General features: G+C 74.0%; 21 protein-coding genes and 1 pseudogene. 20 read left to right on the top strand and 2 right to left on the bottom strand.

Annotated features, from left to right (window positions below; genetic code table 11):
- The first annotated feature begins 139 nt into the window (after nucleotides 1–139).
- The 17 genes and pseudogenes from ACFC8N_RS13010 to ACFC8N_RS12930 all read left to right on the top strand — a co-directional run bounded on the left by ACFC8N_RS13010 (nucleotide 140) and on the right by ACFC8N_RS12930 (nucleotide 19,500).
- Nucleotides 140–3,301 carry a TolB family protein gene (locus ACFC8N_RS13010; protein ID WP_376288132.1) on the top strand — a complete coding sequence of 1,054 codons (3,162 nt, stop codon included), beginning with the start codon at nucleotides 140–142 and terminating at the stop codon, nucleotides 3,299–3,301.
- Entirely contained in the window at nucleotides 3,298–4,005 is a 708-nt protein-coding gene (locus ACFC8N_RS13005) for a DUF4255 domain-containing protein (protein WP_362822873.1), read from the top strand. The genes ACFC8N_RS13010 and ACFC8N_RS13005 overlap by 4 nt, the downstream gene beginning before the upstream one ends.
- Nucleotides 4,002–6,083 carry an AAA family ATPase gene (locus ACFC8N_RS13000; protein ID WP_376288131.1) on the top strand — a complete coding sequence of 694 codons (2,082 nt, stop codon included), beginning with the start codon at nucleotides 4,002–4,004 and terminating at the stop codon, nucleotides 6,081–6,083. Before ACFC8N_RS13005 ends, ACFC8N_RS13000 begins: the two co-directional genes overlap by 4 nt.
- A gap of 116 nt (nucleotides 6,084–6,199) precedes the next feature.
- The gene (locus tag ACFC8N_RS12995; RefSeq protein ID WP_376288130.1) at nucleotides 6,200–7,753 is read left to right on the top strand and encodes a phage tail sheath family protein; all 1,554 of its coding nucleotides are present in this window, start codon (nucleotides 6,200–6,202) and stop codon (nucleotides 7,751–7,753) included.
- A gap of 35 nt (nucleotides 7,754–7,788) precedes the next feature.
- Nucleotides 7,789–8,229: a phage tail protein gene (locus ACFC8N_RS12990; RefSeq protein WP_071376035.1), complete on the top strand. Its 441-nt coding sequence runs from the start codon at nucleotides 7,789–7,791 to the stop codon at nucleotides 8,227–8,229.
- Complete coding sequence (locus ACFC8N_RS12985) at nucleotides 8,226–8,726, top strand: hypothetical protein (protein ID WP_376288129.1); 501 nt, start codon at nucleotides 8,226–8,228, stop codon at nucleotides 8,724–8,726. The genes ACFC8N_RS12990 and ACFC8N_RS12985 overlap by 4 nt, the downstream gene beginning before the upstream one ends.
- Nucleotides 8,723–8,881: a DUF6760 family protein gene (locus ACFC8N_RS12980; RefSeq protein WP_376288128.1), complete on the top strand. Its 159-nt coding sequence runs from the start codon at nucleotides 8,723–8,725 to the stop codon at nucleotides 8,879–8,881. Before ACFC8N_RS12985 ends, ACFC8N_RS12980 begins: the two co-directional genes overlap by 4 nt.
- Nucleotides 8,882–8,885: 4 nt before the next feature.
- Entirely contained in the window at nucleotides 8,886–11,837 is a 2,952-nt protein-coding gene (locus tag ACFC8N_RS12975; RefSeq protein WP_376288127.1) for a hypothetical protein, read from the top strand.
- A 24-nt stretch (nucleotides 11,838–11,861) separates the two neighbouring features.
- A complete protein-coding gene (locus tag ACFC8N_RS12970) occupies nucleotides 11,862–12,287 on the top strand; it encodes a phage tail protein (protein ID WP_356024067.1) in 426 nt (141 codons plus the stop codon).
- Nucleotides 12,284–13,006 carry a LysM peptidoglycan-binding domain-containing protein gene (locus ACFC8N_RS12965; protein ID WP_356024280.1) on the top strand — a complete coding sequence of 241 codons (723 nt, stop codon included), beginning with the start codon at nucleotides 12,284–12,286 and terminating at the stop codon, nucleotides 13,004–13,006. The genes ACFC8N_RS12970 and ACFC8N_RS12965 overlap by 4 nt, the downstream gene beginning before the upstream one ends.
- Nucleotides 13,003–14,826: a VgrG-related protein gene (locus ACFC8N_RS12960; protein WP_376288126.1), complete on the top strand. Its 1,824-nt coding sequence runs from the start codon at nucleotides 13,003–13,005 to the stop codon at nucleotides 14,824–14,826. Before ACFC8N_RS12965 ends, ACFC8N_RS12960 begins: the two co-directional genes overlap by 4 nt.
- A gap of 77 nt (nucleotides 14,827–14,903) precedes the next feature.
- Nucleotides 14,904–15,221, top strand: coding sequence for a PAAR domain-containing protein (locus ACFC8N_RS12955; RefSeq protein ID WP_356024062.1), 318 nt, complete (start codon nucleotides 14,904–14,906; stop codon nucleotides 15,219–15,221).
- Complete coding sequence (locus ACFC8N_RS12950; RefSeq protein WP_356024060.1) at nucleotides 15,221–15,643, top strand: GPW/gp25 family protein; 423 nt, start codon at nucleotides 15,221–15,223, stop codon at nucleotides 15,641–15,643. The genes ACFC8N_RS12955 and ACFC8N_RS12950 overlap by 1 nt, the downstream gene beginning before the upstream one ends.
- Nucleotides 15,643–17,604: a putative baseplate assembly protein gene (locus tag ACFC8N_RS12945; RefSeq protein ID WP_376288125.1), complete on the top strand. Its 1,962-nt coding sequence runs from the start codon at nucleotides 15,643–15,645 to the stop codon at nucleotides 17,602–17,604. The genes ACFC8N_RS12950 and ACFC8N_RS12945 overlap by 1 nt, the downstream gene beginning before the upstream one ends.
- The gene (locus tag ACFC8N_RS12940; RefSeq protein ID WP_376288124.1) at nucleotides 17,601–18,164 is read left to right on the top strand and encodes a phage tail protein; all 564 of its coding nucleotides are present in this window, start codon (nucleotides 17,601–17,603) and stop codon (nucleotides 18,162–18,164) included. Before ACFC8N_RS12945 ends, ACFC8N_RS12940 begins: the two co-directional genes overlap by 4 nt.
- Nucleotides 18,109–18,234 (top strand): annotated as a pseudogene (locus ACFC8N_RS12935) (zinc-ribbon domain-containing protein); the annotation flags it as partial. The gene ACFC8N_RS12940 and the pseudogene ACFC8N_RS12935, both read left to right, overlap by 56 nt.
- 441 nt (nucleotides 18,235–18,675) lie before the next feature.
- The gene (locus ACFC8N_RS12930; RefSeq protein WP_376288295.1) at nucleotides 18,676–19,500 is read left to right on the top strand and encodes a zinc-ribbon domain-containing protein; all 825 of its coding nucleotides are present in this window, start codon (nucleotides 18,676–18,678) and stop codon (nucleotides 19,498–19,500) included.
- 28 nt (nucleotides 19,501–19,528) lie between these two features.
- On the opposite strand, the gene ACFC8N_RS12925 is transcribed toward ACFC8N_RS12930, so the two are convergent.
- The gene (locus ACFC8N_RS12925; protein ID WP_356024052.1) at nucleotides 19,529–20,380 is read right to left on the bottom strand and encodes a helix-turn-helix transcriptional regulator; all 852 of its coding nucleotides are present in this window, start codon (nucleotides 20,378–20,380) and stop codon (nucleotides 19,529–19,531) included.
- 87 nt (nucleotides 20,381–20,467) lie between these two features.
- Here ACFC8N_RS12925 and ACFC8N_RS12920 point away from each other — a divergent pair, with 87 nt between their 5' ends.
- A complete protein-coding gene (locus tag ACFC8N_RS12920) occupies nucleotides 20,468–21,265 on the top strand; it encodes an SDR family NAD(P)-dependent oxidoreductase (protein WP_376288123.1) in 798 nt (265 codons plus the stop codon).
- Between the two features lie 18 nt (nucleotides 21,266–21,283).
- Here the strand turns inward: ACFC8N_RS12920 and ACFC8N_RS12915 are convergent, their stop codons facing one another.
- Nucleotides 21,284–22,156 (bottom strand): SGNH/GDSL hydrolase family protein, encoded by an 873-nt coding sequence (locus tag ACFC8N_RS12915; RefSeq protein ID WP_356024048.1) that lies wholly within the window; start codon nucleotides 22,154–22,156, stop codon nucleotides 21,284–21,286.
- 308 nt (nucleotides 22,157–22,464) lie between these two features.
- On the opposite strand from ACFC8N_RS12915, the gene ACFC8N_RS12910 reads away from it, so the two are divergent.
- Together ACFC8N_RS12910 and ACFC8N_RS12905 are read left to right on the top strand one after the other, a co-directional pair.
- On the top strand, nucleotides 22,465–24,306 hold the full coding sequence (locus ACFC8N_RS12910) for a hypothetical protein (protein WP_376288122.1): 1,842 nt from the start codon (nucleotides 22,465–22,467) through the stop codon (nucleotides 24,304–24,306).
- Between the two features lie 94 nt (nucleotides 24,307–24,400).
- A complete protein-coding gene (locus ACFC8N_RS12905) occupies nucleotides 24,401–25,402 on the top strand; it encodes an NAD-dependent epimerase/dehydratase family protein (protein WP_376288121.1) in 1,002 nt (333 codons plus the stop codon).
- Nucleotides 25,403–25,433: the final 31 nt, after the last annotated feature.

Genomic DNA, 25,433 nt, shown 5'->3' with positions numbered 1-25,433 from the left:
GCGCCCGGCACCCGGCGGCTGCCCGAAAGCGCAGCCCGCGCTTCCCCCGGGCACGGCCCCGCCGCCCTGCCGCGCGGCACACGCGCGGGGGCACAGTGGCCGGGCACACCCTGGTGTTCCAAGACTGCGAGGTGGAACCGTGAACGGCACCGCTGTCCCCGGCGAGCAGCGTCGGCTGGGGAGATTCGGCGCGTCGTTGCTCCTGTTGGTCCCGCTGCTCGCGGTGACGGCGGCCTCCGGGCCCGACAGCGCCGAGGCCCGGCCGCAGGCGGCCACCGCCGCCGCCACCCGGATCGTCTACGCCGGGACCGGGCACCGCAGTCTCGGCAAGGTGATCAACCCCAAGCAGAGCGACCCGCTGTTCGGGACGGTTCTGCAGCATGACGACGTCGAGCCGTCGGCACTCGGGGACACCATGGTGTTCGCGAGTCGCCGCGACGAGAAGAACCCGCAGATCTATCTGCGCGCCGCCGACGGTTCGGTGCGCAAGCTGACCAGCGGCCGGGACGCGGCGCACCCCCGGCTGACGCCGGACGGCGCGTCCGTGGTCTTCGACTCGGCGGAACCCGGCGGCGCGAACGGCAGGAAGCAGCGCGACCTGTGGCTGGTGCACACCGACGGCACCGGACTGACCCGGCTGACCGACACGCCGTACGACGAGGAAGACCCGACCGTGTCGCCGGACGGGCAGCGGATCGCGTACTCCGCCAACAGCAACTCGGTACTCGGGTTCCAGATCTATGAGCGCCCGCTGGCCGGCGGCGCCGAGACCCGGGTCACCAGCGTGGTCGGCACGGCGACGGAACCCGTGTGGAACCCGGTCGACGACGCGGCGCACCGCGACCTCATCGCGTACACCTACACCTCCGACTCCTCCACCGGCCCCCGGTTGCACCTCACCGGCGGCGCGGGCGGGGACCAGCAGATGCTCACCGGCACACCCGTCAACTGGCGGACCCACGGGGCAGCCTGGATGCCCGATGGGGAGGGCGTGCTGTTCCTCAGCCCGGACCGCACCTGTGGCTGCGAGGGCGACTGGGACCACGTGTACCAGGTGCAGAACCGCACGACGGCCCCGAACCTGGTGCTCCAGGAGGACCGCGCGGTCGGCAGGCCGACCTGGTTCGGTCCGCAGAACGGCGGTTACGTCGTGGTGGACCGCACCACGGCGAAGGGAACCAACACGGCGAACGGCGTGCACGGTCCGCACGTGGTGACCCTTCAGGACGTCCGGACGGACGGCTCCGACCCGCGCGACCTCGGGCTGACCATCCTGAACGAGGACCCGGCGGCCGACTCCAACACCGACCCGACCAAGGATCCCCTCTTCAACCCGGCGGCCGGGTACGACCCGTGGACCGAACGGCAGAACTACACGCCGGACGGCCGCCGCATCGTGGTGACCGTGTTCGAGGGCACTGCGGACAGGCGGATCGAGCGGATCTGGACGGTGGACGCCGACGGCTCCAACGCCGCTCCGATGCCACTGGCCGGCCGCGGGCCGCGGGACTGGGACACCGACCCGACGTTGTCGCCGGACGGCAAGTACCTCGCGTTCACCCGGACCTCGCCGGGCGGGGTCGGCTCCGCCGCGGGTCCGAGCCGGGTCCTCGTCGCCGACGCGACGACGGGCGCGATCGTGCACGAGATCGTGCCGCCGGCCGGGCAGCAGACGGGCGGCGACGCCCAGCCCACCTGGTCCTCCGACGGCACCCGGCTCGCCTTCACCCGGAACATGACCATCGACGGGGGCGGCGGCAACAAGCACATCTGGACCGTGCCGGTCGACGACCTGAACCAGCAGCAGGATCTGAGCGCGCGGATCTGCCCCGGCAACTGCACTGTCATCGACGACAGTCCCGCGTTCTCCCCGGACGGACGGCAGATCGCCTTCAACCGGAAGGACGGTGGCGGCCGGGTCAACGAGAACAACGGCCTGCTGCTCACCTCGGTGTCCGGCGACAGCTGCCGGGTGCTGCTGCCCGAGGCGGCCCGCTCCACCGCGGACGGCTGCCACCAGGAGCTGCCCGACACCACCACGACCGGCCCGCACCAGCCGCGCGACGCGGCCTGGACGGCGGACGGAAACGGCATCGTCTACAGCTCACGTACGGACACCCCGGTCAACTGCCCTGAAAAGCTGCACCTGTTGAACGTCACGACCGGTCACCAGAGCCCCCTCACCCTGGAGCTGCCGGGCCGTCAGAAGGAGCCCGGCGTCCAGCAGTCGGTGGACCTGGCGGTGCGCGCGCCGGGCACGGTGCCCGCGGTCACCGTCGACCACACCACGGACATCCGCGTCGACGTCGTCGACAACGGTCCGGCCGCCTCTCCCGGCACCCGGCTGACCATCGCCCCGCCGGCCGGCCTCACCGTCACCCGGATCCGCTTCCCCGGCGGCACCTGCGACGCCGCCTCCCTGCAGTGCGACATCGGGGTGGTGCCGCCCGGCACGACGGTGCCCGTGACCGTGACGGTCACCGGGCGGGCCGTCGGCGACCAGCCCGTCGACTGGTCCGTCACGGGAAGCGTCATCGATCCCCAGCCCGGCGACAACACCGCGCGGACGCTCGTGCCGGTCCACCCGGCCGCCCCGCCGAGCCCCACCCCGACGCCTCCGGCGCCCACGCCGCCCCCGACGCCGCCCGCGCCGAAGGCCGGACCCGGGGTCCGGGTCACCGCCCAGCCCGACCCGGGCTACGTCGGCGGCCGGGTCGTGGTGACGTACACCGTGCGCAACGGCCGTAACGCGCTCGCCACCGGACTGCGGCTGCACATCGGGCTGCCCGGCGGTATCCCCGACAGCGGGCCGCCCGCGGGCTGCGACAGCGGCTGGGTGTGCGCGCTGCCGGACCTGGCACCGGGCGACAGCACGGTCGTACGGGTGGTCCTCTCCCCCGACCACGCCACGACGGGCCGCGCCACCGGCGTCCTGACCACCACCGGTACGGATGCCAACCCTGACGACAACAGGACGCGGACCACGATCCGGATCCTCCAGCCGAAGATCGTCGCCGTGCCGCCGATCGGCAAGCCCGGCTTCGTCACCTCGGTGCGCGGCAAGGACTTCCCGCCGGGCGTGCCGGTCCGGTTCACCTGGAAGCCCGGGATCACCGCGGCCGCCGCGCCGACCGTGCCGAAGCCGGACGGCACCTTCATCGGCCAGCTGCTGATCCTCACCAAGGACCAGACGGGTCCGCGCGTCATCACCGCGAGCGGACCCGGATTCTCCCCGGTGACGACCGACTTCCTGGTGGTGAACGGCAGCGTGCAGCCGCCCGACGAGGTGACCCGCCGGTGATCCACGAGGTCGACGAGGCGCTGCGCGGGCTGCTCGGCGAGTCCGGGCTGGAGGCGTCCGGGGTCGAGACCGTCTTCGACGCGCCGACGCGCGACTGGGCGGCCCGCCGCACCGCGCCCACCGTCTGCGTGTTCCTGTACGACATCCGGGAGGACGCGACCCGGCGCGGCAGCGGCGCCGGGGAGGTGTACGACGCGGACGGGTTCGTGGTCGCGCGGCGCACCCCGCCGCGCTGGTTCGAGCTGACGTACCTGGTCACCGCGTGGGCGAGCCGCCCGCAGGACGAACACCGGCTGCTGTCGCAGGTGTTGGCGACACTGGTGTCCGTCGACGCGCTGCCGGAGCGGCATCTCACGGGCTCGCTCGCCGAACTGGGCCTGACGGTCTCCCTGGACGCCGGCGGCGCCGGACTGGACGCGCCCGCCGCCTCCGACGTGTGGTCGGCACTCGGCGGCGAGCTGAAGGCGTCCCTCGGCGTCCGCGTGCGCGCACCCCTCGCCGGGGTGAACAGGGCCGCCGCGCCGCCGGTCACCGAGGGGCTCCTGGTGCGTTCCGCGCGCCGGGAGGAGGACGAGGATCCGCAGCCGGGCCGTCGGCTGCGCTACGACGGGGTGAGCGAACCGGGGCCGGACGAGGGCTTCGCCGGCCCGCGCGAGCGGCGTCCGGCTCCCGCGCGCCGCCGCCGGGGAGGTCGCCAACCGTGACGTACGTGGAGGAGGAGACGGTCACGGGCCTCGGCGCGGACCCCCTGTGGGACCGGCTGCGGCTGGTCGAAGAGCGGATCCGGTACGCGGTGGCGGCCCGCCGCGCCGTCGATCCCGACCCCGACGACCCCTACCGGGGGCAGTACCTCACCCCGGAGGCCGTGCGGCGGGTCCTGGACGAGCCGGGCGGGCTCGACGTACCGGTGTACGACCCGCAGCCCCCGCCGCCCGACTCCGTGCTCGGCACGCTCGCCGCGCGCTTCGCCCTGTCGCCGCTCGACACCGATCTGCTGCTGATCGCGCTGGCACCCGATCTGGACGCCCGTTTCGAGCGGCTCTACGGCTATCTCAACGACGACCTGACCCGCCGCCGGCCCACGGTCGGGCTGGCCCTGGAGCTGTGCGGGCTCGCGCAGGCGTCGCCCGCCCGGTTCCGGCTCTCCGCGTCCTCGCCCCTGGTCGCGGGCGGACTGCTGGAGATCACCGAGCCCGAACGCCCGCCCCTGTCACGGGTGTTGGCGGTGCCGGACCGGGTCACCGCGTTCCTGCTGGGCGACACGGCCCCCGACGGCCGGCTCGCCGGTGTCCTCGGCACGGTCGCGGAGGATCCGACGGCACCAACGCAGGAGGTCCAGCGGGCGGCCCGCGCGGCGCGGTCCGGGTCCGGTCTCGTGCATCTGCACGCCCGGGGCGGTGACGCGCCGGGCCTTGCCGCCGCGGCCCTGAGCGCCGCCGGGCTGGGCACCCTGGTGGTCGACGCGGCGGCCCTCGCCCGGCGCTCCGCCGACCTGCCCGCGCTCGCCCGGATCGCGGCGCTGGAGGCCCGCCTCACCGGCTCGGGCGTCGTCCTCGGCCCGCTGGAGGAGCTGCCCCCGGCACCCGCCGAACGGGCCCGCAGCACTGCCGAGTTGTGCGCGGCGCTGCGCGGCGTTCCCGTGTTCGCCCATGGCGCGGACGGCTGGGACCCGGCCTGGGCGGCCGACACCCCGGTCGTCCTGCCGGTGACGGCGCCTTCCCCCGCACGGCAGGCCTCACGCTGGCGGCACGCCCTCGCCCTGGCCGGCGCCGACGCGTCCGTGGACGGCGACGCCGACACGCTCGCCCGGGCCGTCGCCGCACACCGCCTCGACGGCGGACAACTGCGCCGCGCCGCGCACGCCGCCGTGCGGGCCGCGGGCCTCGCGGACCGCCCGGTCTCCCCCGACGATCTGCGGGCGGCCGTACGGGCGCAGAACGGCGCGGGGCTCGCCCGGCTGGCCCGCAGGGTCCAGCCCGCTGTCGGCTGGGACGACCTGGTACTGCCCCCGCCGACCCTGCGCAGACTGCGCGAACTGGCCGTACGCGCCCGGCATCGCGAGCAGGTGCTCGGGCAGTGGCGGATGCGGCCCGGGGGCGGCCGGGGGCGCGGTGTGATCGCGCTGTTCGCGGGCGAGTCGGGCACCGGCAAGACCATGTCCGCCGAGGTGATCGCCGCCGATCTCGGCATGGACCTGTACGTGGTCGACCTTTCCACGGTCGTCGACAAGTACGTGGGCGAGACCGAGAAGAACCTGGAGCGGATCTTCACCGAGGCGTCCGCCGTCAACGCGGTGCTGCTCTTCGACGAGGCCGACGCGATCTTCGGCAAACGCTCGGAGGTCAAGGACGCGCACGACCGGCACGCCAACATCGAGTCGGCGTATCTGCTCCAGCGCATGGAGTCCTTCGACGGGATCGCGGTGCTGACCACGAACCTCCGGGCCAATCTGGACGAGGCGTTCACCCGCCGGCTGGACGTGGTGGCGGAGTTCCCCGTACCGGACGCCGACCAGCGTCTCGCCCTGTGGGAGCGGTGCCTGGGCGACCGGCTGCCCCGCGCCGGCGACCTGGATCTCGGCTTCTGCGCGGCCCGGTTCGAACTCGCCGGCGGCTCCATCCGCGCGTGTGCGGTGACCGCCGCGTATCTCGCCGCGGAGTCCGGACAGCCGCTCGCCATGCGGCAGTTGGTGTCGGCAGTGGTGCAGGAGTACCGCAAGCTCGGCCGGCTGGTGCTGGAGAGCGAGTTCGGGCCGTACCTGGCGGCCGCCCTCGACGCCTGAAAAGGCAGCGCAGTTGCCCCCGGCAAGGTACCAACGCCCCTGTCGCCGGGCCTCCTGCACCTCGGAGACTCGGCATCGACGCAGGTGTGACCCGATAGGAACGTGAAGGAGCGAGCATGCCGACGTACCTCACCCCGGGCGTGTACGTGGAGGAGGTGCAGTCCGGTGCCCGCCCGATCGAAGGGGTCGGCACCGCCGTCGCCGCGTTCGTCGGGTTCGCCCAGAACGGGCCCTTCCACGAACCGACCCTGGTCACCAACTGGGACCAGTACACCCAGCTGTTCGGCGGCTTCACCGAGGGCACCTACCTCGCGCACGCCGTCTACGGCTACTTCTCGAACGGCGGCGGCGCGGCCTATGTGGTGCGCATCGGCGGCCCCGCCGACGGCGCCTCCGCCGGAGCCGGCCAGGCCTCCCGACAGGTCCGGACGGCCGAGCCGGTCGCGCTCGGCGGACTCCGGATCGCCGCCAGGCCCGGCATCTCCGGCGTCTCGGTGGAGATCGCCGACGCGGACGGCGAGAACCCGCCCGAGGACCGCTTCAAGCTGCTGGTCCGCCAGGGCGACCAGGTCGTCGAGACGTACGACGTCTCCACCCGCAAGAACGTCAAGGGCTATGTCGTCACCCAACTGCGCGCCTCGAAGCTGATCGAGGTCACCGAGCAGCGCGACGCCGGCCAGACCCGGCCCGCCAGTCAGACGGTGGCCGTGCCCGACGCGCCGGCCGCCCCCGCGGCACCCGGCTCCGGCGCGGCGAACCGGCTCGACCCGGCCGAGTACGTCGGTGACGCGGCCGCCCGCACCGGGTTCGCCGGGCTGGAGTCCATCGACGAGATCACCATGGTCGCCGTCCCCGACCTGATGGGCGCCTACCAGCGGGGCGACATCGACGCCGAGGGCGTGCGCACCGTCCAGCTCGCGGTCATCTCGCACTGCGAGCAGATGGGCGACCGGGTCGCGGTCCTGGACAGCCCGCCCGGCCTGAACGCCCAGCAGGTGCGCCACTGGCGCAACGAGGAGGCGGGCTACGACTCCCGGTACGCCACCCTCTACTACCCGTGGGTGCGCGTCTTCGACCCGGCGGCCGGGCGCAACACCACGGTCCCGCCGAGCGGTCACATCGCCGGTGTGTGGGCGCGCAGCGACGCCGAGCGCGGGGTGCACAAGGCGCCCGCCAACGAGGTGATCCGCGGCGCGGTGGACCTGGACATCCGGCTCAGCAAGGGCGAGCAGGACCTGCTCAACCCGATCGGCGTGAACTGCGTCCGCGCCTTCCCCGGCCGTGGCATCCGGATCTGGGGCGCCCGCACCCTGTCCTCCGACCCGGCCTGGCGCTACCTGAACGTGCGCCGCCTGTTCAACTACCTCGAAGAGTCCATCCTGTTGGGCACCCAGTGGGTGGTCTTCGAGCCGAACGACGACCGGCTGTGGTCGAGCATCCGGCGCAACGTCACCGCGTTCCTCACCGAGGAATGGCGTCGGGGCGCGCTCTTCGGCCGCACCGCCGAGGAGGCGTTCTACGTCAAGTGCGACCGCGACAACAACCCGCAGACCTCGATCGACCAGGGTCGCGTCGTCTGCGAGATCGGTGTCTCCCCGGTCAAGCCCGCCGAGTTCGTGGTGTTCCGGCTGGCCCAGTTCTCCGACAGCACCAGCCTCATCGACGAGTGACCCGCGGGTCGGCCAAGGAAAGGTGACAGACAGTCATGGCAGAGGGCGATGCTCTTTCCACCCACGTCTTCGGCGTGCAGCTCGGCGGCTACATGGTCGAGTCGATCCAGGAGATCAGCGGGTTCTCCGTCGAGGAAGAGGTCGTCGAGGTCAGGCAGGTGACCTCGACGGGCAAGCAGATCATCCGCAAGCAGCCCGGCGCGCGCCAGGCGGGTGAGATCACGATCACCCGGGGACTCGACAAGAGCAGCGAGTTCACCAAGTGGATCAAGGAGACGCTCAACAACGGTGCCGTCGACACCGCCCGGCAGAACCTGACCATCGAGATCAAGGACACCAAGGGCGAGACGGTACGGCGCATCCAGCTGATGAACGGCTGGGCCTCCAAGTGGGAGGGCCCCTCCCTCAAGGCCGGTGAGTCCGCCGCGGCCACCGAGAGCGTCACGATCGTGTTCGAGGAGATCGTCGTCGAATGAGGCGCCGTACCGTCACGGCGGGCAACCTGGAGGAGTTCCTGGAGGCGACGGCGCCCGCCGCCGAGGCAGCGGCGGCCGAGGAGCCCGAGGCTCCGGCCGCCCGCCCCGCACCGGCCCAGGACCACGGGCTGCGCACGGAGTTCGAGTTCGAGCTGCCGCGCGGGTACGTGGACGAGGCGGGCACACTCCACCGGCACGGCTCGATGCGCCTGGCCACCGCCCGCGACGAACTGCGCCCGCAGATCGACCTGCGGGTCAAGGAGAACCCGGCCTATCTGAGCGTGGTGCTGCTGAGCCAGGTCGTCACCCGGCTCGGCACGATCACCGACGTGCACGCGGGGATCGTGGAGCGGATGTACGCCACCGACGTCGCGTTCCTCCAGGACTTCTACCGCCGCGTCAACAGCGAGGGACACACCCGCGCGGCGGTGACCTGCCCGCACTGCGAGGGCGCCTTCGAGGTCGACCTCTCGGGTGGGCGCCTGGGGGAATCGTGACGTACGCACTCCCCCGGCTGCGGGAGGAGATCGCGTACATCGCCTACCACTTCCACTGGCAGCGCGAGGAGATCCTCGACCTCACCCACGCCGAGCGGCAGCAGTGGGTGAGCGAGATCGCCCGTATCAACACCCGCGTGAACGAAGGCGGTTGAACACATGGCATGGCGGGACAGACTGCGCCGCCGGGCCGCGGCGCGGACTGCCGCGCCGGGCCCCGCCGCGCGCACGTCCGCGTCCGGTGCGGCGGATCCGTCGGTGCCGGGTGCGTCCGTGCCGGGTGCGCAGGGCACGTCCCTGCCCGGCGACTGGGACGGCGGCTGGCGCCGCACCTCGCCGCCGGCGCTGACCGTTGCCCGCGCCCCGCTCGGCGTCAGCGACGGCCTCACCTTCCGCGCGGGCCTCGCCTCGTGGCAGGACCCGTCCTTCGACACCGGCCTCGGACACGCCGTCCTGCCGTCCGCGCCGGTCGGCCTGGTCCGCGGGGTGACGGGCCCGCCCGTCACCGGCGGGACGTACGCCGACGGCGGACCGTTGCTGCTGCGCGCGCTGCGGACGGACGCCGGGGAGGGCGAGGGCGGCGAGTCCGGCGCCGCGCACGGCCGTACGGCGCCGGCCGCCGAGGAGAACCGCAGGGACGCCAAGGGCAGCGGCAAGGGGAACGACACGGCTGACCGTCGGCGGACCTCGGTGCCGTCACGCGCAGCCGGACCGGACCGGACCCGACAGACGCCTGCGTCCGATACCGCTTCCGTCCAACGCTCGGTGACCTCGGCCCCTCTCGTCCCGACGACCGCTCCGACGACGCGGGTTCAGCGGACCGAGGGGCCGGGCGCCGGCTCGGAGACGGGTGCGGGCTCGGATACAGATGCGGGTCCGGGTGCCCGTGTGGTCCGGCCCGACGAGCCCGGCCGCCCGGCGCCGGCACCGGAGATTCCGGTGGTACGGCGCATCGCCGTGGTGCCGGACGCCTCGGGTGTCTCCGCCGCGCCCGGGGCTCCTGCCGTCCGCCGTACGGCACCGGAGGCCGGACGCCCCACTCCGCGGGAACGGGCAGCGAACAGTCCGGTGCGCCCTACGGCTCCTGGCCCCTCACTGACCGTCGCCCGTCGCGCGGCCACGCCGGTACGACGGATCACGGCGCTGCGGCCCACCGTCCGAGCGACAGAGGTGTCCCCTTCCCACGCGGACGCGGCGCCGACCCCCCTCACGGGTGAGGCTCCCCGGACCACACCCGCAGGACCGACACCCACCGTGCAGCGCGCCGCCGCCCCCGCCCGACCCGGCAGCAGGCCGCCGCTGGGCGAATCCATGCCCGAACTCCCCTCCACCGTACGGCCATTGGCACCCGATGCCGCGGACACGACTCGACCGGCGGAGGACGCACACCCGGCGGACGGACCGACACTGCCGATCGTCCAACGCCAGCTGGACGCCTCCGCTCCCGGGCCCACGCCCACCGTGCAGCGCGCCGCCGCCCCGGCCCCGCCCGGCAGCAGGCCGCCGCTGGGCGAATCCATGCCCGAACTCCCCCCAACTGCAAGGCCATCGGCACCGGACACGCCCACCGTGCAGCGCGCCGCCGCCCCCGCCCGGCCCGGCAGCAGGCCGCCGCTGGGCGCGCCCCTGACCGAACTCCCTTCCACCGCACGGCCACTGACGGACGACGCCACAGGCACCACTCGACCGGCAGACGGACCGGCACTGCCGATCGTGCAGCGTCAGGTGGACACTCCCGTTCCCGCGCCGGGTTCGCGCGGAAGCGGTCCGGCGGCGCCCAGGGCCGAGGGACGGCCGCCCAGCCCGGCTGCCGCTCCCGCCCCGCCCCGCCCGTCCGACGCCCGCCCGTCTGCCACCGGCGCGTCCGGTGTCCGGGCCCGTGGCGGCCTGGGGGCGCCGCTGCCGTCGATGCCGGCGACGGCGGACGTGCCGGGTTCCGCCGGTTCCGGTCGTCGGCCGCACTCCTCGGTCGGCCCGGTCACTCCGCACGTCCAGCGCACGCCCGCACACGCGGACCGGTCCGTGTCCGGCCCTCACACGGGCACCGCCCCCCTGCTGGGCACGACAGAGACCGCGAGCATCGACACCAACTCCCTTGTAAGCAAGGGAAATCCAACGTCACCTGCGAACCCCGCTCCGACCACCGCCACCCCCCTCGTCGCTCCGGGCGGCCCTCGGCCCACGCCCTCCGCCGCTGCCGAACCCGGCACCGGCCCGGCGCGGCCCACGCCCGCATCGGAGATCCGGACGGCGTCCGCGAGCAGCACCGAAGCATCGCCCCGGACGCGCCCCGGTGGAACCCCGCCGGTCGTCATCGCCCGGGCCGTCACCTCCTCTGCCCCCCTCACGGCACACACCTTCACGGCCTCGCACCGGACGGCTCAGCGCAGCCTTTCCCTGCTCGCCACTCGCCCGCTCACGGTCAACACCCGGGTCCCGGACGGCATCGCGCCGCCCGCCGCCGCCCGCGCCGCCGAGCGTCCGGTCGTGACCGCGTCCTGGCGACGCGAACCGAGCCGGACGCAGACTCCGGCACAAGCACCGGCACGGGCACAGGCACCCGCACCGGCAACGCAGCTACAGCGCAGCGCCGGCAGCACCCCGGGGGCGACCGCGTCGTACAACCCGCTTTCCCGCGGGGCCGGTTCGGCGCATCCTCACCGCGCGGTCCCCGTCGTACGGCCGAATTCACCCGTCCAGCGGGCCACACCACTGCGGTCACAGCCGCTGCCCGTGACCGATCCGCAGGCGGCCCCGGTGCGGGACCGCCCGGCGGGCCCGGATCCGCGGCCCGCCCCGCCGGTGCCCGTCGTCCAGCGGGCCGTGGCCAACGCCTCCACGGGCACCCCCGCCGGCGCCGGTCTCGTGCCTCCCGGTGTGCCGGTGACCGCCGTACCCGCGGGGACGGTGCAGCGGTCGCCGTCCGCGGGGACGGCGGCCGGGAGGGCCACGGGCACGCACCCCGTCCGGTCGGCCGAGGCCGCGCAGGACCCCGGGATCGACCTGGACGAGCTGGCGCGGCGGCTGCTGGAGCCGATGGCGCGGCTGTTGCGGGCCGATCTGCGGCGGGGGCGGGAACGTGCGGGCCGGCCGTATGACGGACGGCGCTGAGGACAGGGAACGGATGACCTACGGATGACCGACAACATCTTCGCGACGAGCGTGTTCTTCCGGCTCGCGATCGGCGGCAACGACCTGGGGGCCTTCCACACCTGCTCCGGCATGGGGGCGGAGGTGGAGATGGAGACGTACGCCGAGGGCGGCAACAACGGCTTCACCTGGCAGTTGCCCGGCCGGGTGACCTGGTCGAACATCACGCTCACCCGGCCGGTCACCTCCGACACGGCGAAGATCGCGCGCTGGCTCGACGAGACACTGCGGCGAGTGGAGCCGAAGGACGGGGAAATCGTGGCGCTGCGGCCGGATCTGAGCAAGATCATCAGCTGGCAGGTGCTCGGCATCGTGCCGGTGCGCTGGCAGGGGCCGTCGTTCGATCCCGCCACCTCGCAGGCGGCGGTGGAGACGCTGGAGATCGCCCACGAGGGACTGAGGCCTTCCTGATGGCCGCCGTTCGCGCCAGTGTGGCGAGGGCCCAGCTGACCCTGAAGGAACCCCCGGCGGCGGTGGGCGCCAAGCCCGGCGGGACGATCGCGCAGCTGAACCTCCAGTTCAACCCCAACAGCCTTCAGCTGCGCAAGTCCACCGAGTGGCGCCGTACCCCGTCGCGGATGGCCGGGGAGTCGGCGCTGCCGGAGTTCGTGGGCAGCGGCCCGCGCGAGCTGAGCCTGGAGGTCTTCCTCGACGCCACCTCGAAGCACGACAACTCGGTCGAGCAGGCGGTCGAGAAGCTGATGAAGGGGTGCGTGCCGACCCCGGCGAGCCTCGCCCGGAAGAAGCCCGCCAGCCCGTGGGTGCGCTTCGAGTGGGGTTCGGCCCGTACGACGTCGTTCGACGGGGTGCTGTCGAGCCTGTCGGTGACGTACTCGCTGTTCGACGTGGACGGCAAGCCGCTGCGCGCGACCTGCTCGCTGTCGATCGAGGAGGCGAGCGTCGACCCGCCGGGGCAGAACCCGACCTCCGGCGCGCGTACGGCCCGCAGCACGCACACCGTGGTGGCCGGGGACAGTCTGCCGTTGCTGGCGTGGCGGGAGTACGGCGACGCGACGGCCTGGCGGGTCATCGCGGAGGCGAACGGGATCGACGACCCGATGGCCCTGGCGCCCGGTGCCGAACTGGTGGTGCCGGCGCTCGGGGACGTGGGCGGAGAGGAGGAACGGTGAGCACACCCGAGGCGCGCGGCGGCCGGTCGTTCGCGGCGGACCCCGTCGTGGAGGCGCCCGGTGAGCTGCCGCGGATCTGGGCGGCGCAGTTGGTGAGCTGTGTCGTGGACGAGAACGTGGGCCTGCCGGACACCGCGGTGCTCACGTACCGCGATCCCGACCACGAGTTCCTGAAGTCGACCGGCATCACCCTCGGTACGCCGCTGCGGGTGTCGGTCGTGACGGTCTCCGGGCAGGCGCGTGAGCGGCTGTTCAACGGCGAGGTCACGGCCGTGGAGATCGACCGGGACTCGACCGGGTCGTTCACGGTGGTGCGCGCCTATTCCGTCGGGCACCGGCTCCAGCGGGGCCGGAAGGTGGTGGCGTACCGGAACATGACGGCCGCCGCGATCGTCCGCAAGGTGGCCGCCGGGGCGGGGCTCCCCGTCGGGAAGGTCGAAGCCGCGCCGGTCACGTACAAGCAGTTGTCACAGGCCAACGTCTCCGACTGGGACTTCCTCCAGTATCTGGCGGGCGAGAGCGGTGCGCAGGTGCGGGTGGACGACAAGGGCGTGCTGCAGTTCACCAAGCCCGAGAAGGCCTCCGGGGCGCCCGCGCCGTCGACGCCGGCCACGCAGAGCCCGATGGTGCTGGAGTACGGGCGCAACCTGCTGGCGCTGCGGGCCGCGCTGTCGGGTGCGGACGGGGCGTCGCAGGTCGAGGTGCGCGGCTGGGACGTCACCACCAAGACGGCGCTGGTGGCCCGGCAGCAGTCGGTGACCAGCGACACCGTACTGCCGGGTCTGGCACCGGCGTTGGGCGCCCGGTTCGGGAAGTCGGCGAAGCTGACGGTGACGGACACGCCGTACCGGACGCAGGCCGAGACGACGGCGGTGGCGGGTGCGCTGGCCGCTCAGGTCGGTGCCGGCTTCGGCGAGGTGGAGGCGCTGGTCGAGGGCAGTCCGCGGTTGCGGGCGGGTGTGCCGGTCGCGCTGGGCAACGTGGGGCCCGCGTTCTCCGGCCGGTACACGGCCACGGCGGTGCAGCACAGTCTGGACCCGCACGGCGGCTACCGGACGACGGTGTGGGTGAGCGCCAGTCCGGACCGGTCCCTGGCGGGCCTGGTGACCGGCGCGAACGCGCCCGGGCGCGGCCCGCGCATGCCGGGGCTGGCGATCGGCGTGGTGACGGACGTGCGTGAGCCGGGCGGTGCGCAGAGCGGCGGTGTCCGGCTCAAGTTCCCCTGGCTGGACGACACGTACGTCACCGACTGGGTGCGTACGGTGCAGTGGGGCGGCAAGGGCGGTGGGGGTGTGGTGAGCCCCGAGGTCAACGACGAGGTGCTGGTCGGTTTCGAACAGGGCCTGCTGGACAGCCCGTACGTCATCGGCGGCCTGTACAACGGTGTGGACCGGCCCTCGAAACACGACGTGCCGCTGATCGACCGGACCAGCGGGAAGGTCAACCGCCGCTCGGTGGTGTCGCGTTCGGGGCACCGGCTCGAACTGCTGGATCCTGCGACGGGACCGTCCGGGGTGCGGCTGCGCACCGCGGACGAGCGGCTGGAGGTGCTGCTGGACGACCGCAACAACCGGCTGGAGCTGACCGTGTACGCGGCCGGCGGCCGGCGGGCGCTGTCCTCGGTGGTGCTGGACGGCCGGGGCATCACGCTCGACGCGAAGACCGGCAAGGTCAGCGTGAAGGGCGGCAGCGTGGAGATCGAGGGCACCAACTCGGTCAAGGTCGGGGGCCGTTCGGTGACGGTCTCCGGACAGACGGACCTCACCCTCGACGGCGGCCTGCTCGGCGTGCTGAAGGCGGATCTCGTGCGCATCAACTGACTTTCGTCGTCGACACAATTCACCCTGTTCCCAAGGCCGTTGAGGCTATGACCACCCTGGATTCCGAGGAGCCCGGCATGCCCGCCGCAGCCCGTACCGGCGACCCCACCAACCACGGGGGTGTGATCGCCACCCCGCCGCCCGGCGCCGCCGCGGCGGTGGCGCGCGTGCTGATCGGCGGCAGGCCCGCCGCCGTCGTGGGCAGTCTGCACACCTGCGTGATGCCCCCGCACGCGGCCCTCGGCCCGGGCAATGTGATCATCCCCAATCCGGCCTCGCTCGTCTCGGGCCAGGTGCTCATCGGCGGGTTGCCGGCGGCCCGGATGGGCGATTCCACCACGTGTGGCGCGACCGTTCAGCTCGGCGCCCTGAACGTGCAGATCGGAGGGGTGTGATGAGCGAGCGGTTCATCGGCCGCGGCTGGGCGTTCCCGCTGCGGGTCGGGCCGACCGGCGGGATCGCCATGGTGGAGCGGGAGCGGGAGATCGAGGAGGCGATCCGGCTGATCCTGGGGACCGCGCCCGGCGAGCGCCCGATGCGGCCGGAGTTCGGCTGCGGCATCCACGAGTACGTCTTCGCGCCCGGCGACGGCGCCACCGCCGGCCGGATCGCGCAGGAGGTGCGCACGGCACTGGAGCGCTGGGAGCCGCGGATCACGGTGGACGACGTGGTGGTGGCCTTCGACGCGGTGGACGACGGAACCCTCTACATCGACGTGCGCTACACGGTGCGTTCCACCAACGACCGGCGCAACCTGGTGTTTCCCTTCTACACGATCCCCTCCGAGGAGGGGGCCGAGGAAGCGGTCGCGGACTGATGGCCCTGCCCTCCCCCAACCTGGACGACCGGCGGTTCCAGCAACTCGTCGACGAGGCGAAACGGTACGTGCAGCAGCGCGCGCCGGAGTGGACCGACCACAACGTCTCCGATCCGGGTGTCACCCTGATCGAGACGTTCGCCTACATTGTCGACCAGTTGCTGTACCGGCTGAACCGGGTGCCGGACAAGAACTACACCGCTTTCCTGGACCTGTTGGGGATCCGGTTGTTCCCGCCTGCGGCGGCGAGCGCCGAGGTCGACTTCTGGCTGTCGGCACCGCAGCCCGACGCGGTGACACTGCATGCCGGGACCGAGGTGACCACGGCGGACGGCGAGGCGGAGGAGCCCGTGGTGTTCGCGACCACGGACGAACTGCGCATCGTGCCGAGCGAGTTGACCCGTCTGGTGACCGCCCCGCGCACCGGTGAGCAGACCGACCGGACGCGTGAGCTGGGCGAGGGCCGCGACGTGCGGTGCTTCCAGCCGGCGCCCGAGCCGGGGGACGCGCTGCTGTTCGGGCTGCCCGCGGCCGTGCCGCGGTGCATCGTCGCCGTTCGGCTGGACAGCCGGGTTGAGGGCGTCGGTGTCGACCCGCGCCAGCCGCCGCTGGTGTGGGAGGCGTGGGACGGCGCCCGCTGGCAGGTGTGCGAGACCGGCTCGGACACCACGGGCGGCCTGAACCGGCCCGGCGAGGTCATCGTGTACGTCCCGGCCGGGCACACGGCGTCGGTGATCGGCGGGGCCCGCGCGGGCTGGCTGCGCTGCCGGGTCACCGAGGCGCAGCCGGGCCAGCCGTTCTACTCGGAGTCCCCGACGGTGCGCGAGGCGACGGTCTTCACGGTCGGCGGCACCGGGACCGTCGAGCACGCGGAGACGGTCACGGACGTACCGCTCGGCACGTCGGAGGGGGTGCCGGGACAGACGTTCCGGCTCGGCCGGCCGCCGGTGCTGCTGGACGGCGAGCCCCCGGTGGTGGAGGTCTCCTCGGCCGACGGCTGGCTCCGCTGGGACGTCGTGGAGCACTTCGGCCGCTCCGGCCCCGCCGACCGGCATGTCCAAGTAGACGCGACCACCGGCCAGTTCACCTTCCCGCCCGCGCTGCGCGAGCCGGACGGGACGCTGCGGCTGTGCGGGGCGGTGCCGGAGAAGGGCGCCCAGATCCGGGTGTCCCGCTATCGCACCGGCGGCGGCCCGGCCGGCAATGTGGCCCGGGGCGCGATCTCGGTGCTGCGCAGCTCCGTGCCGTACATCGCCCGGGTCGTCAACCGGGAGGCGGCGCGCGGCGGGGTGGACGGCGAGACCGTCGCCAACGCCAAGCTGCGGGCGCCGGACGCGCTGCGGATGCAGGAACGGGCGGTGACGGCCGAGGACTACGAGATCATCGCCCGGCAGGCGGCGCCCTCGGTGCACCGGGTGCGCTGTCTGCCGGCAACCGAAGGGGCGGGCGCCGTACGGGTGTTGGTGGTGCCGGACGCCGTGGCCGACGACGGCGACCGGCTCCGCTTCGAGCAGCTCATCCCCTCGGACCAGGTGCTCGCCGCGATCACCGAGAGCCTGGACGAGCGGCGGCTGCTCGGGACCCGGCTGGTGGTGGAGCCGCCGGTCTACCAGGGCATCACGGTCGTCGCCCGGCTCGCGACGGCCCCCGAGGACACCGACCGGGTGCGGGACGCGGCCCTCGCCGCGCTGTTCCGGTACCTCAATCCGCTGCACGGCGGACCGGACGGCACCGGGTGGCCGTTCGGGCGGCCCGTGCAGTACGGCGAGATCTTCGGCCTGCTGCAACGCGCGACCGGGAACGCGCTGGTGGAGGAGATCCGGCTGTTCGCCGCCGACCCGATCACGGGCCGGCGGGGCACCCCGGCGGACCGTGTCGACGTGGCCGCGGGCGCGCTGGTGTTCTCGTACCAGCACCAGGTCGTCGTACAGCCGATGCAGCAGCCGGGAGGTCCGGTATGAGCCGCGCCGCCGTCCCCGGCCTGCCGAGCCGGCACCCGATCGGCGGGCTGCTGCCCGCGCTCTACGCCGACGACGACTTCGCCCAGCGGTTCACCGCCGGTCTGGACGCCGTCCTCGCCCCGGTGTTCACGACCCTCGACAGTCTGCCCGCCTACCTCGACCCGCGCGTCGCGCCGCTCGACTTCGTGGCCTGGCTGGCGTCGTGGGTGGGCGCCGCCGACGACCCGGAGTGGTCCGCGGAACTGCGCCGCGAGGCGGTGGTGCGGGCGATGGAGCTGCACCGCTGGCGCGGCACCCGGCGCGGCCTGGTGGAGCGGCTGCGGCTCACCCTCGGGGTGAACGCCGAGGTCAGCGGTGACGGCGCGGCGGTGTGGTCGCGCACGCCGGGCACCGAGCCGCCGCCGGCGCCGGCCGGTGAGGTGCTGGTCCGGGTGTGGCCGGGCCGCGACCCGGAGGTGGACGAGGGCCGGGTCCGCGAGGCCGTCCGGGCCCTGTGCCCCGTGCATGTCTCCTGCCGGGTGGAGATCCTGCCCGGCCCGCCCGCCGACGAAGGGAGGTGACGCCGTGCGCGCCTGTCCCGTGTGCGGAGCGTCCAACGAGCCCGATGACGACTTCTGCTCCAACTGCGGGTCGTACCTGGGGTGGTCCGAGGAGGCCGCACCGCAGGGCGAATCCGGATCCGGGGCCGCATCCGGGTCCGGGGTCGGACCTGGTTCCGAGTCCGCGCCCGCGGCCCCACCCGCGCCCGCCCCAGCTCCGGCCGCCGCGACATCAGCCGAGGGGGAACCCGCCACGTCGCCGCCCCTCTCCTCGTCGTCCCCGCGGTCCGGGCTGACGGGCCGGACCCAGCGGGATGCGGAGCGGCCGACTCGGGATGCCGACGGCCGCACGACCCGCGCGCCCGGCGGCGCGACGGGCGAGACAGCAGGTACGGCAGGCGAGACCGCGGCCACGGCGGCCGGTGCCCCGCCCGTCGCGTCCACGCCTGTCCCGCCCGCGCCGACCTCTCCCCCACCGGCCGCACCCGTACCGTCGGCCCCACCCACCCCGTCTGTTCCCGCCGTTCCCCCGGTGCGCCCGGAACCCGCACCCGCACCCCCGGCCGAGCCCGAGCCCGAAGCCATCGGACCTGTGGCGCCCGCGAAGCCGGTCGCACCGCGGCCGGTCGTACGGCCCGTGGCGGCGCAGGAGGAGGTGTCCGGGGTGCCGTGCCCGGTGTGCGGCACGCCCAATCCGCCCGGCCGCCGGTTCTGCCGCCGCTGTGCCAGTCCGCTGGATCCGACGGCGCAGCGGGCTCCGCTGCCCTGGTGGCGGACGATCTGGCCGCTGCGGCGCCGGGTGCGGGCGGGGTCCGGGCGGTGGATCCGGTTCCTGGTGATCCTGGCCGTGGTCGTGGCCCTGTGCGCGGGCGGCTTCTTCCTGCTGCCCGCCGGACGCGCCCTGTTCGAGGACACCCGGGACAAGCTCAGCGGCGTCAAGGCCGTCAGCCCGGTGGACGTGCGCGCGAGTGCCGCGGAGCCCGGGCATCCGGCGAAGAACACCACGGACGGGCTCAGCAACCGCTATTGGGCCGTGCCCGGGGCGGGAGCCTCGATCACGTACACCTTCGGCAAGCCGTTCCGGATGGTGGACCTCATCATCACCAACGGCGCGTCGAGGGAGCCGGAGCAGTACGACCGGGAGGCGCGGGCGCTCCGGATGGACATGGAGGTCACGTCGGCGGACGGCTCGGTGCACCACAGGGAGATCGACCTCGCCGACAAGGCCGGCGACACGACCGTCACGACCGGGATCGACGACGTGGTGAAGGTACGGCTGACGCTGGGCTCGGTCACGGGGCTCACCGGAAGCCGTCATGTCGCCCTCGCCGAGGTCGAGTTCTTCCAGCGGAGCTGATCCGTGCCGCCGTCCGGGGCCGTCGGGTTCAGCGGGGCGCGTCCATGCGCTGGGTGCCGATGACCGACAGCAGCCGCAGCGCCTCCTCGGAGGACGAGCCCGGGACGGCGGTGTAGATCACGACCTGCTGGTCCCGGTCGGTGAGGTCGAGCGCGTCGCAGTTGACGGTGACCGGCCCGACGACCGGGTGCCGGAACGTCTTGCGCAGGGTGGGTGTCACCGCCACGTCGCGGGACGCCCAGAGGCGGGCGAACTCCTCGCTGCCGTCGAGGAGTTCGCGGATCAGTGCGGTCACCTCGGGGTCGTCGGGGTAGCGTGCGGCGGCGGTGCGCAGGCGCCGGGCCGCATGCCGGGCGAAGGCGTCCGCGTCGGAGACGCCGTACAGCCTGCGTCCCTCGGGGCGCGGGCCGAGGAAGGCGCGGCGGGCGAGGTTGCGCTCGCGCCGGGGCAGGGCCGAGAAGTCCTCCATGAGGGCGGCCGCCAGGTCGTTCCAGGCGAGCACCTCCAGCAGGGCGGAGGTGACGAAGGCGGCGGAGTGCGGCAGCCGGTGCACCAGGTCGAGGATGCTCCGCGGCACCTCGCGGGAGGGTCCGGGCGGCGGGCCGGGCGGGGCGCCGGCAAGGAGGTGGAGGTGGTCGCGCTCGGCGTCCGTCAGGCGCAGGGCCCGGGCCAGCCCGCTCAGCACCTCGCGCGACGGGCGCGGGCCGCGGGCCTGCTCCAGCCGGGTGTAGTACTCCGTCGAGATGTACGCCAGCTGCGCCACCTCCTCGCGCCGCAGCCCCGGTGTGCGACGGCGCGGCCCGGCGGGCAGGCCCACGTCGGCGGGGCCGATCCGCTCGCGCCGGCTGCGCAGGAAGGCCGCGAGTTCCGCTCTGTCCACCTGTCCAGTGTGCGCGAGGGCCGCGCGGCCGATCCAGGTACTCCCGGTGCCTGGATGTGCCCCGCGCACGGCCGCAGGCTCGGTGCCATGGAGAACACACACACCCCTTTCTCGACCGCCGCCGCTTCCGGCCTCCTGGCCGGCAAGGTCGCCTTCGTCACCGGCGCCGGGCGCGGGATCGGCGCCGCGGCGGCCCGGCTCTTCGCCCGGGAAGGAGCCCGGGTGATGCTGGCGGCCCGTACGGAGGAGCAGCTGAAGACCGTGGCCGAGGAGATCCGGGCGGCGGGCGGCACTGCGAGCCACGTGGTCTGCGACCTGGCCGACGCGCGGAGCGTGCGGGCGGCGGTGGACCGTACCGTCGAGGTGTACGGCCGTCTCGACGCCGCCTTCAACAACGGTGCGACGATCCAGCCGCCCGGCCCCATGGACGGGCTGCCGGAGGCCGACTTCGACCATGTCTACACGGTGAACCTGAAGGGCGTCTGGCTGGCCATGGCCGCCGAGGTCGACGCGATCCGGGCGACGGCGGGGACCGGTGCCATCGTCAACAACTCGTCCGTCGGCAGCCATCGGGCCAATCCGGAACTGCCCGCGTACGCCGCGATGAAGCGGGCGGTGAACAGCCTGACCGAGTCGGCCGCCGTGACGTACGGCCCGGAGGGGATCCGGGTGAACGCCGTCGCGCCGGGCGGCACGCTGACACAGATGATCCGGACCTGGGAGGAGCGGTCCCCCGGTCTCCGCGACCGGCTCAAGGCCCGCACCCCGCTGGGCCGTGCGGCCGACCCCGGGGAGATCGCCGAGGCCGCCGCGTGGCTGCTGAGCGACCGTGCCTCCTACGTGAGCGGGGCGGTGCTGAAGGTCGACGGCGGCGCGGGGGCCTGAAGTCCCGCCGCATTGCGGTCAGTCGAGGCCGAGGACGCTCATGGCCTGCTCGGCCATGCGCTGTTCGCCGAGCGCGTTGGGGTGGACGGGCACGATGTTCGTCCCGAAGAGCAGCGGCTCGATCCACCGGGTGCCGATCGGCTTGCAGGCGTCGTGCCCCGCGGAGGCCTGGGAGAAGTCGACGTACGTGGCTCCGCTCTCCTCGGCGGCGCGCTCCACGACGGCGTTGAGGTGGGCCTGGATGGCGTGCAGGTACGGCACGTCGCCCTCGGCGATGGGCAGTCGGGCGAAGCAGGACGGGTCGGCGGTGGCGGGCGTGATCCACGGGTAACCGAGCACCGCCACACGGGCGTCGGGCGCCTTGGCCCGTACGGCGCCCAGCGCGCTCTTCAGCGCGGGGTAGGTGTCGGCGTCGATGGCGTCCTCGAAGGACGTGCCGTACCTGTCCTCGCAGGGGCTGCCCTTGCCGCCGCTGAGGACCCCCGCGGTGCCGCAGTCCAGGACGGCGTTGATGAAGGTGCCGTTGTCGTTGCCCCCGATGGTCAGCGTCACCAGGTCGGTGTCCGAGGTGACGGCGTCCGCCTGCGGGGCGACCCCGGGGTACTGCGACGCGGTGAAGTCCTTGGTCTGGGCGGCTCCGCAGGTGACGTCGGTCAGCCGGGCGCCGGTGCGGGCGGCGAGGACGTGCGGGTAGTTGGCCGTGGAGCGCAGGCACAGCAGGTTGCCGAGGTCGACGGGCAGGACGCCGGAGGCGGCGCTGTAACTGTCGCCGAGGGCCGCGTAGTTCAGGGGCGTGGCGGCCTGGGCGGGCGCGGCGGTGAGGCCGAGGGCCAGGGTGCCGGCGAGTGCGGATGCCGCGGCGACGACGCGGCGCAGGGCAGGCGTGGGCATGGCAGGTGCTCCCTCTTCTCGGGTGGGGGACACGGAGCCGGCGGGCACGAGGGGGCCCGCACGGGTGCTGGTGCGCGAGAAAGTGGCGGCTCAGAGCAAGGGGAGTGCCGTGAAGCGTGGGGGTTACCGCTAGGTACTACTGAAAAGTAATGTGAGGGCGCCGCACCCGGGAGTCAACGTTGTTGACAGAGATTCTTGAAACGCCCACGGAAACGCGCCCTTCCCCGCCGCCGCCGACCAACGAGCCGTTGCCGGACGGGACTTGCCGCGTGATCATGGGGGGCTCGGGCGCGGACGGGGAGGATGCCATGGGTGCGGTAAGGCGCCGGGGTGCGGAGCGGGGCGGATGGGACGATCCGGGGCCGGGCCGGGGGCTGCGGATCGCGGCGGACGTGGCCGGATGGGGTGGCCCGGCCCTGGTGATCGCCGGCTTCGCCGGGATCATCGTGCGGGTGGCCCGGCCCCGGCTGTGGCACGTGCCGTGGTGGCAGATCGGCACGCTGATCGTCGTGGGGCTCGCCGGATACGTGATCGACCACGGGATCGAGGCGCACATCCGGCGGGCCGAACGCTTCCTCGCGTACCGGAAGGTCCTGGAGAACCCGAACCCCGTGGCCATGGAAGCGGGTTCGGAGCCCGCGGTGTTCCGGCTGCTGTCGCCGCTGCACAGCCCCGTGCCCTTCCGTGATCGCGAGGACGAGCTGGCCCGGCTGCGACGCTGGTGCGCGGACGAGGCGGACCCGCACCCGGTGCTGCTGCTCGCCGGTGACCGTGGGGTCGGCACCTCGCGGCTGGCGCTGGAGCTGGCCCGGGCACTCGGCGAGGAGTGGACCGCCGGGCGGCTGCTGCGCGGCACCGGTCCGGCGCTGTTCCCGGCGCTGCGCGACCGGGGCAGGCCCGCGCTGGTCGTCGTGGACGAGGCGGACAGCCGCTCCGACACGGACAGCCCTCTGCACTCCCGGGTGCGTGCGGACGTGGTCCCGCTGCTCCGGGCGTTCCGGAGCCCTGCGCAGGGCGCGCCGCCGGTGCGGCTACTGTTCGTCGTGCGGCACGCGGAGCGCTTCCGCGCGGTGGTCTGCGAGGAACTCGCCCACCGCGACAGCCCCGAGGCCCGCCGTCTCGTCGACGAGGCTCCCGTGCTGGACCTGGCGCCGCCCGTGCTCGACCGCGCCGCCCTGGCCGAGCGCCACGCGGAGGCCGTCGCCGCCTTCACCGCCGCTCTCGGCCGGGCCCCCGCCGCCGAGCGGGCGGACCTCACCCCCACCGGGCCCGGCCGGACACCCCTGGACCTGCATGCCCGGGCCCTCGTCACCGCGCTGACCGGCGAGCCCTCGACCGAGGTCCCCCGACGCTTCGAGGACGTCGCCGAGATCCTCTTCACGCACGAGCTCCGGCGCTGGCGGCACCACGCCGAGTCCTTCACCGCCCCCGGCATCCCCGCGCTCCCCCGGCTGTCCGAGCAGCCCGCCCTGCCCGAACTCGTCATGCTGGCCCTGCTGTTGACCAGCCATCGGGAGTACGTCGCCGCCGCGCACGTGCTCGAACGGCTCCCCGCGTTCGCGGGGCTGGAACGGGACCGGGCCTGGAGCGAGACGTCCGCCTGGGTGGGGTGGGCCCTCGCCCTGCACGGCGGCACGCCGATCGCCGCACACATGGCGGAACCCTGGATCGGACCGGAATCCTTCGCCAACTGGTTCCTGACCACGCGCCTGCGCGCCGACCCGGAGCTGTTCGACCGGCTTCAGTCCGGGCTGGACGCGCGCCGCTCCGAGCATCTGGCGGGCCTGCTGTGCCGGGCCTGCGAGGACTTCCCCGAGGCGGGCGAGAACCTGCGCCGGTACGTCGCGCGCCACCCGTGGGCGCACGGCTACGACGCCGTGCGCAGTGCCGGGGTGCTGGCGCGTCCCGAGCGAGCGGATCCCTGGATCGCCGAGGGCCTGCGCACACCGGAGGCGGACGTCGATCCCGCTCTCGCCACTCTCGGCACCCGCGAGCTGTACACCCTGCTGGAGCAGGCCAGGCCCGCGTCGCTGCCGCGTTCCCAGGCCGTACTCGCCCGCATGTACCAGCAGGCCAGGCGGGCGGAGGGCAAGGCGCAGCGGCAGTCGCGGCGGGAACTGCGGCGCCGGGAGCGCGGCAGGCGGACGTGACCGCGCTCCTCTTCGCACCGGCCGCCTCTTACGGAGTCGTGACGTACGGGCCGCGTCGCCGGGCCCCGGGGCGGTGCGCGGCTAGCGTGGCCGTATGCGTGTACTGGTCACCGGCGGTGCCGGGTTCATCGGGTCCCATGTCGTCGAGGCGCTCGGAGCGAGCGGGCACGAGCCGGTCGTGTACGACGTCCGGGAGGATCCCGGCGCCGATGTGCGCAATCCGGCGGCGGTCGCCCGCGCGCTGACGGGCGTGGACGCCGTCTGCCACCAGGCGGCGATGGTCGGGCTCGGCAACGGCGTCGCCGACGCGGCGGAGTACGTCTCGCGCAACGATCTCGGCACCGCCGTGCTGGTCGCGGCCATGGCGGAGGCGGGCGTCCGGCGCCTCGTGCTGGCCGGCTCCATGGTGGTGTACGGGGAGGGCCGTTACGCGTGTCCTCGGCACGGCGTCGTACGGCCCGGTCCCCGCAGCGTCGCCGACCTCGACGCGGGCCGGTTCGAGCCCGTGTGCCCGCGCTGCGGGGCGGAGTTGAGCCCTGAGCTGGTCGGCGAGGACGCCCCGGCCGATCCCCGGAACGTGTACGCGGCGTCCAAGCTGGCGCAGGAGCACCTGGCCGCCGCGTGGGCCCGCAGCACCGGCGGGTCGGCGGTGTCCCTGCGGTACCACAACGTGTACGGTCCCCGGATGCCGCGGGACACCCCGTACGCCGGGGTCGCCTCCTTCTTCCGCTCGGCGCTGGCCCGGGGGGAAGCCCCCCGGGTGTTCGAGGACGGGCGGCAGCGGCGGGACTTCGTCCATGTCCGGGACGTGGCGGAGGCGAACGTGGCCGCGCTGGAGACGGATACGGCCCCGGGCGCCCTCCGCGCGTACAACACCGGCAGCGGTGAGCCGCGTACCGTCGGCGAGATGGCCCGGGCGCTGGCCGACGCCCACGGCGGGCCGCAACCCGTGGTCACCGGGGAGTACCGGCTGGGGGACGTGCGGCACATCACCGCGGACTCCTCCCGGCTGCGCGCGGAACTGGGGTGGAAGCCGCAGGTCGGGTTCGCGGAGGGGATGCGGGAGTTCGCGCGGGCGCAACTGCGCGAGGGATGAGCGCGCCCGGCGCCTGTGCCGGGTGAACCGA

Origin of the sequence: Streptomyces sp. NPDC055966 (genome assembly GCF_042269865.1) — a bacterium.
Lineage (GTDB): Bacteria > Actinomycetota > Actinomycetes > Streptomycetales > Streptomycetaceae > Streptomyces.
The sequence above is the reverse complement of the archived record's forward strand: the minus strand, read 5'-3'. Positions and strand labels throughout refer to the sequence as shown.

Coding starts and splice junctions, on each gene's coding strand:
- ACFC8N_RS12970 (WP_356024067.1), top strand. CDS start 11,862: ATGACCGACAACATCTTCGCGACGAGCGTGTTCTTCCGGCTCGCGATC.
- ACFC8N_RS12910 (WP_376288122.1), top strand. CDS start 22,465: ATGGGTGCGGTAAGGCGCCGGGGTGCGGAGCGGGGCGGATGGGACGAT.
- ACFC8N_RS12950 (WP_356024060.1), top strand. CDS start 15,221: ATGAGCGAGCGGTTCATCGGCCGCGGCTGGGCGTTCCCGCTGCGGGTC.
- ACFC8N_RS12990 (WP_071376035.1), top strand. CDS start 7,789: ATGGCAGAGGGCGATGCTCTTTCCACCCACGTCTTCGGCGTGCAGCTC.
- ACFC8N_RS12955 (WP_356024062.1), top strand. CDS start 14,904: ATGCCCGCCGCAGCCCGTACCGGCGACCCCACCAACCACGGGGGTGTG.
- ACFC8N_RS12940 (WP_376288124.1), top strand. CDS start 17,601: ATGAGCCGCGCCGCCGTCCCCGGCCTGCCGAGCCGGCACCCGATCGGC.
- ACFC8N_RS12945 (WP_376288125.1), top strand. CDS start 15,643: ATGGCCCTGCCCTCCCCCAACCTGGACGACCGGCGGTTCCAGCAACTC.
- ACFC8N_RS12920 (WP_376288123.1), top strand. CDS start 20,468: ATGGAGAACACACACACCCCTTTCTCGACCGCCGCCGCTTCCGGCCTC.
- ACFC8N_RS12915 (WP_356024048.1), bottom strand. CDS start 22,156: ATGCCCACGCCTGCCCTGCGCCGCGTCGTCGCCGCGGCATCCGCACTC.
- ACFC8N_RS12975 (WP_376288127.1), top strand. CDS start 8,886: ATGGCATGGCGGGACAGACTGCGCCGCCGGGCCGCGGCGCGGACTGCC.
- ACFC8N_RS12985 (WP_376288129.1), top strand. CDS start 8,226: ATGAGGCGCCGTACCGTCACGGCGGGCAACCTGGAGGAGTTCCTGGAG.
- ACFC8N_RS12995 (WP_376288130.1), top strand. CDS start 6,200: ATGCCGACGTACCTCACCCCGGGCGTGTACGTGGAGGAGGTGCAGTCC.
- ACFC8N_RS12905 (WP_376288121.1), top strand. CDS start 24,401: ATGCGTGTACTGGTCACCGGCGGTGCCGGGTTCATCGGGTCCCATGTC.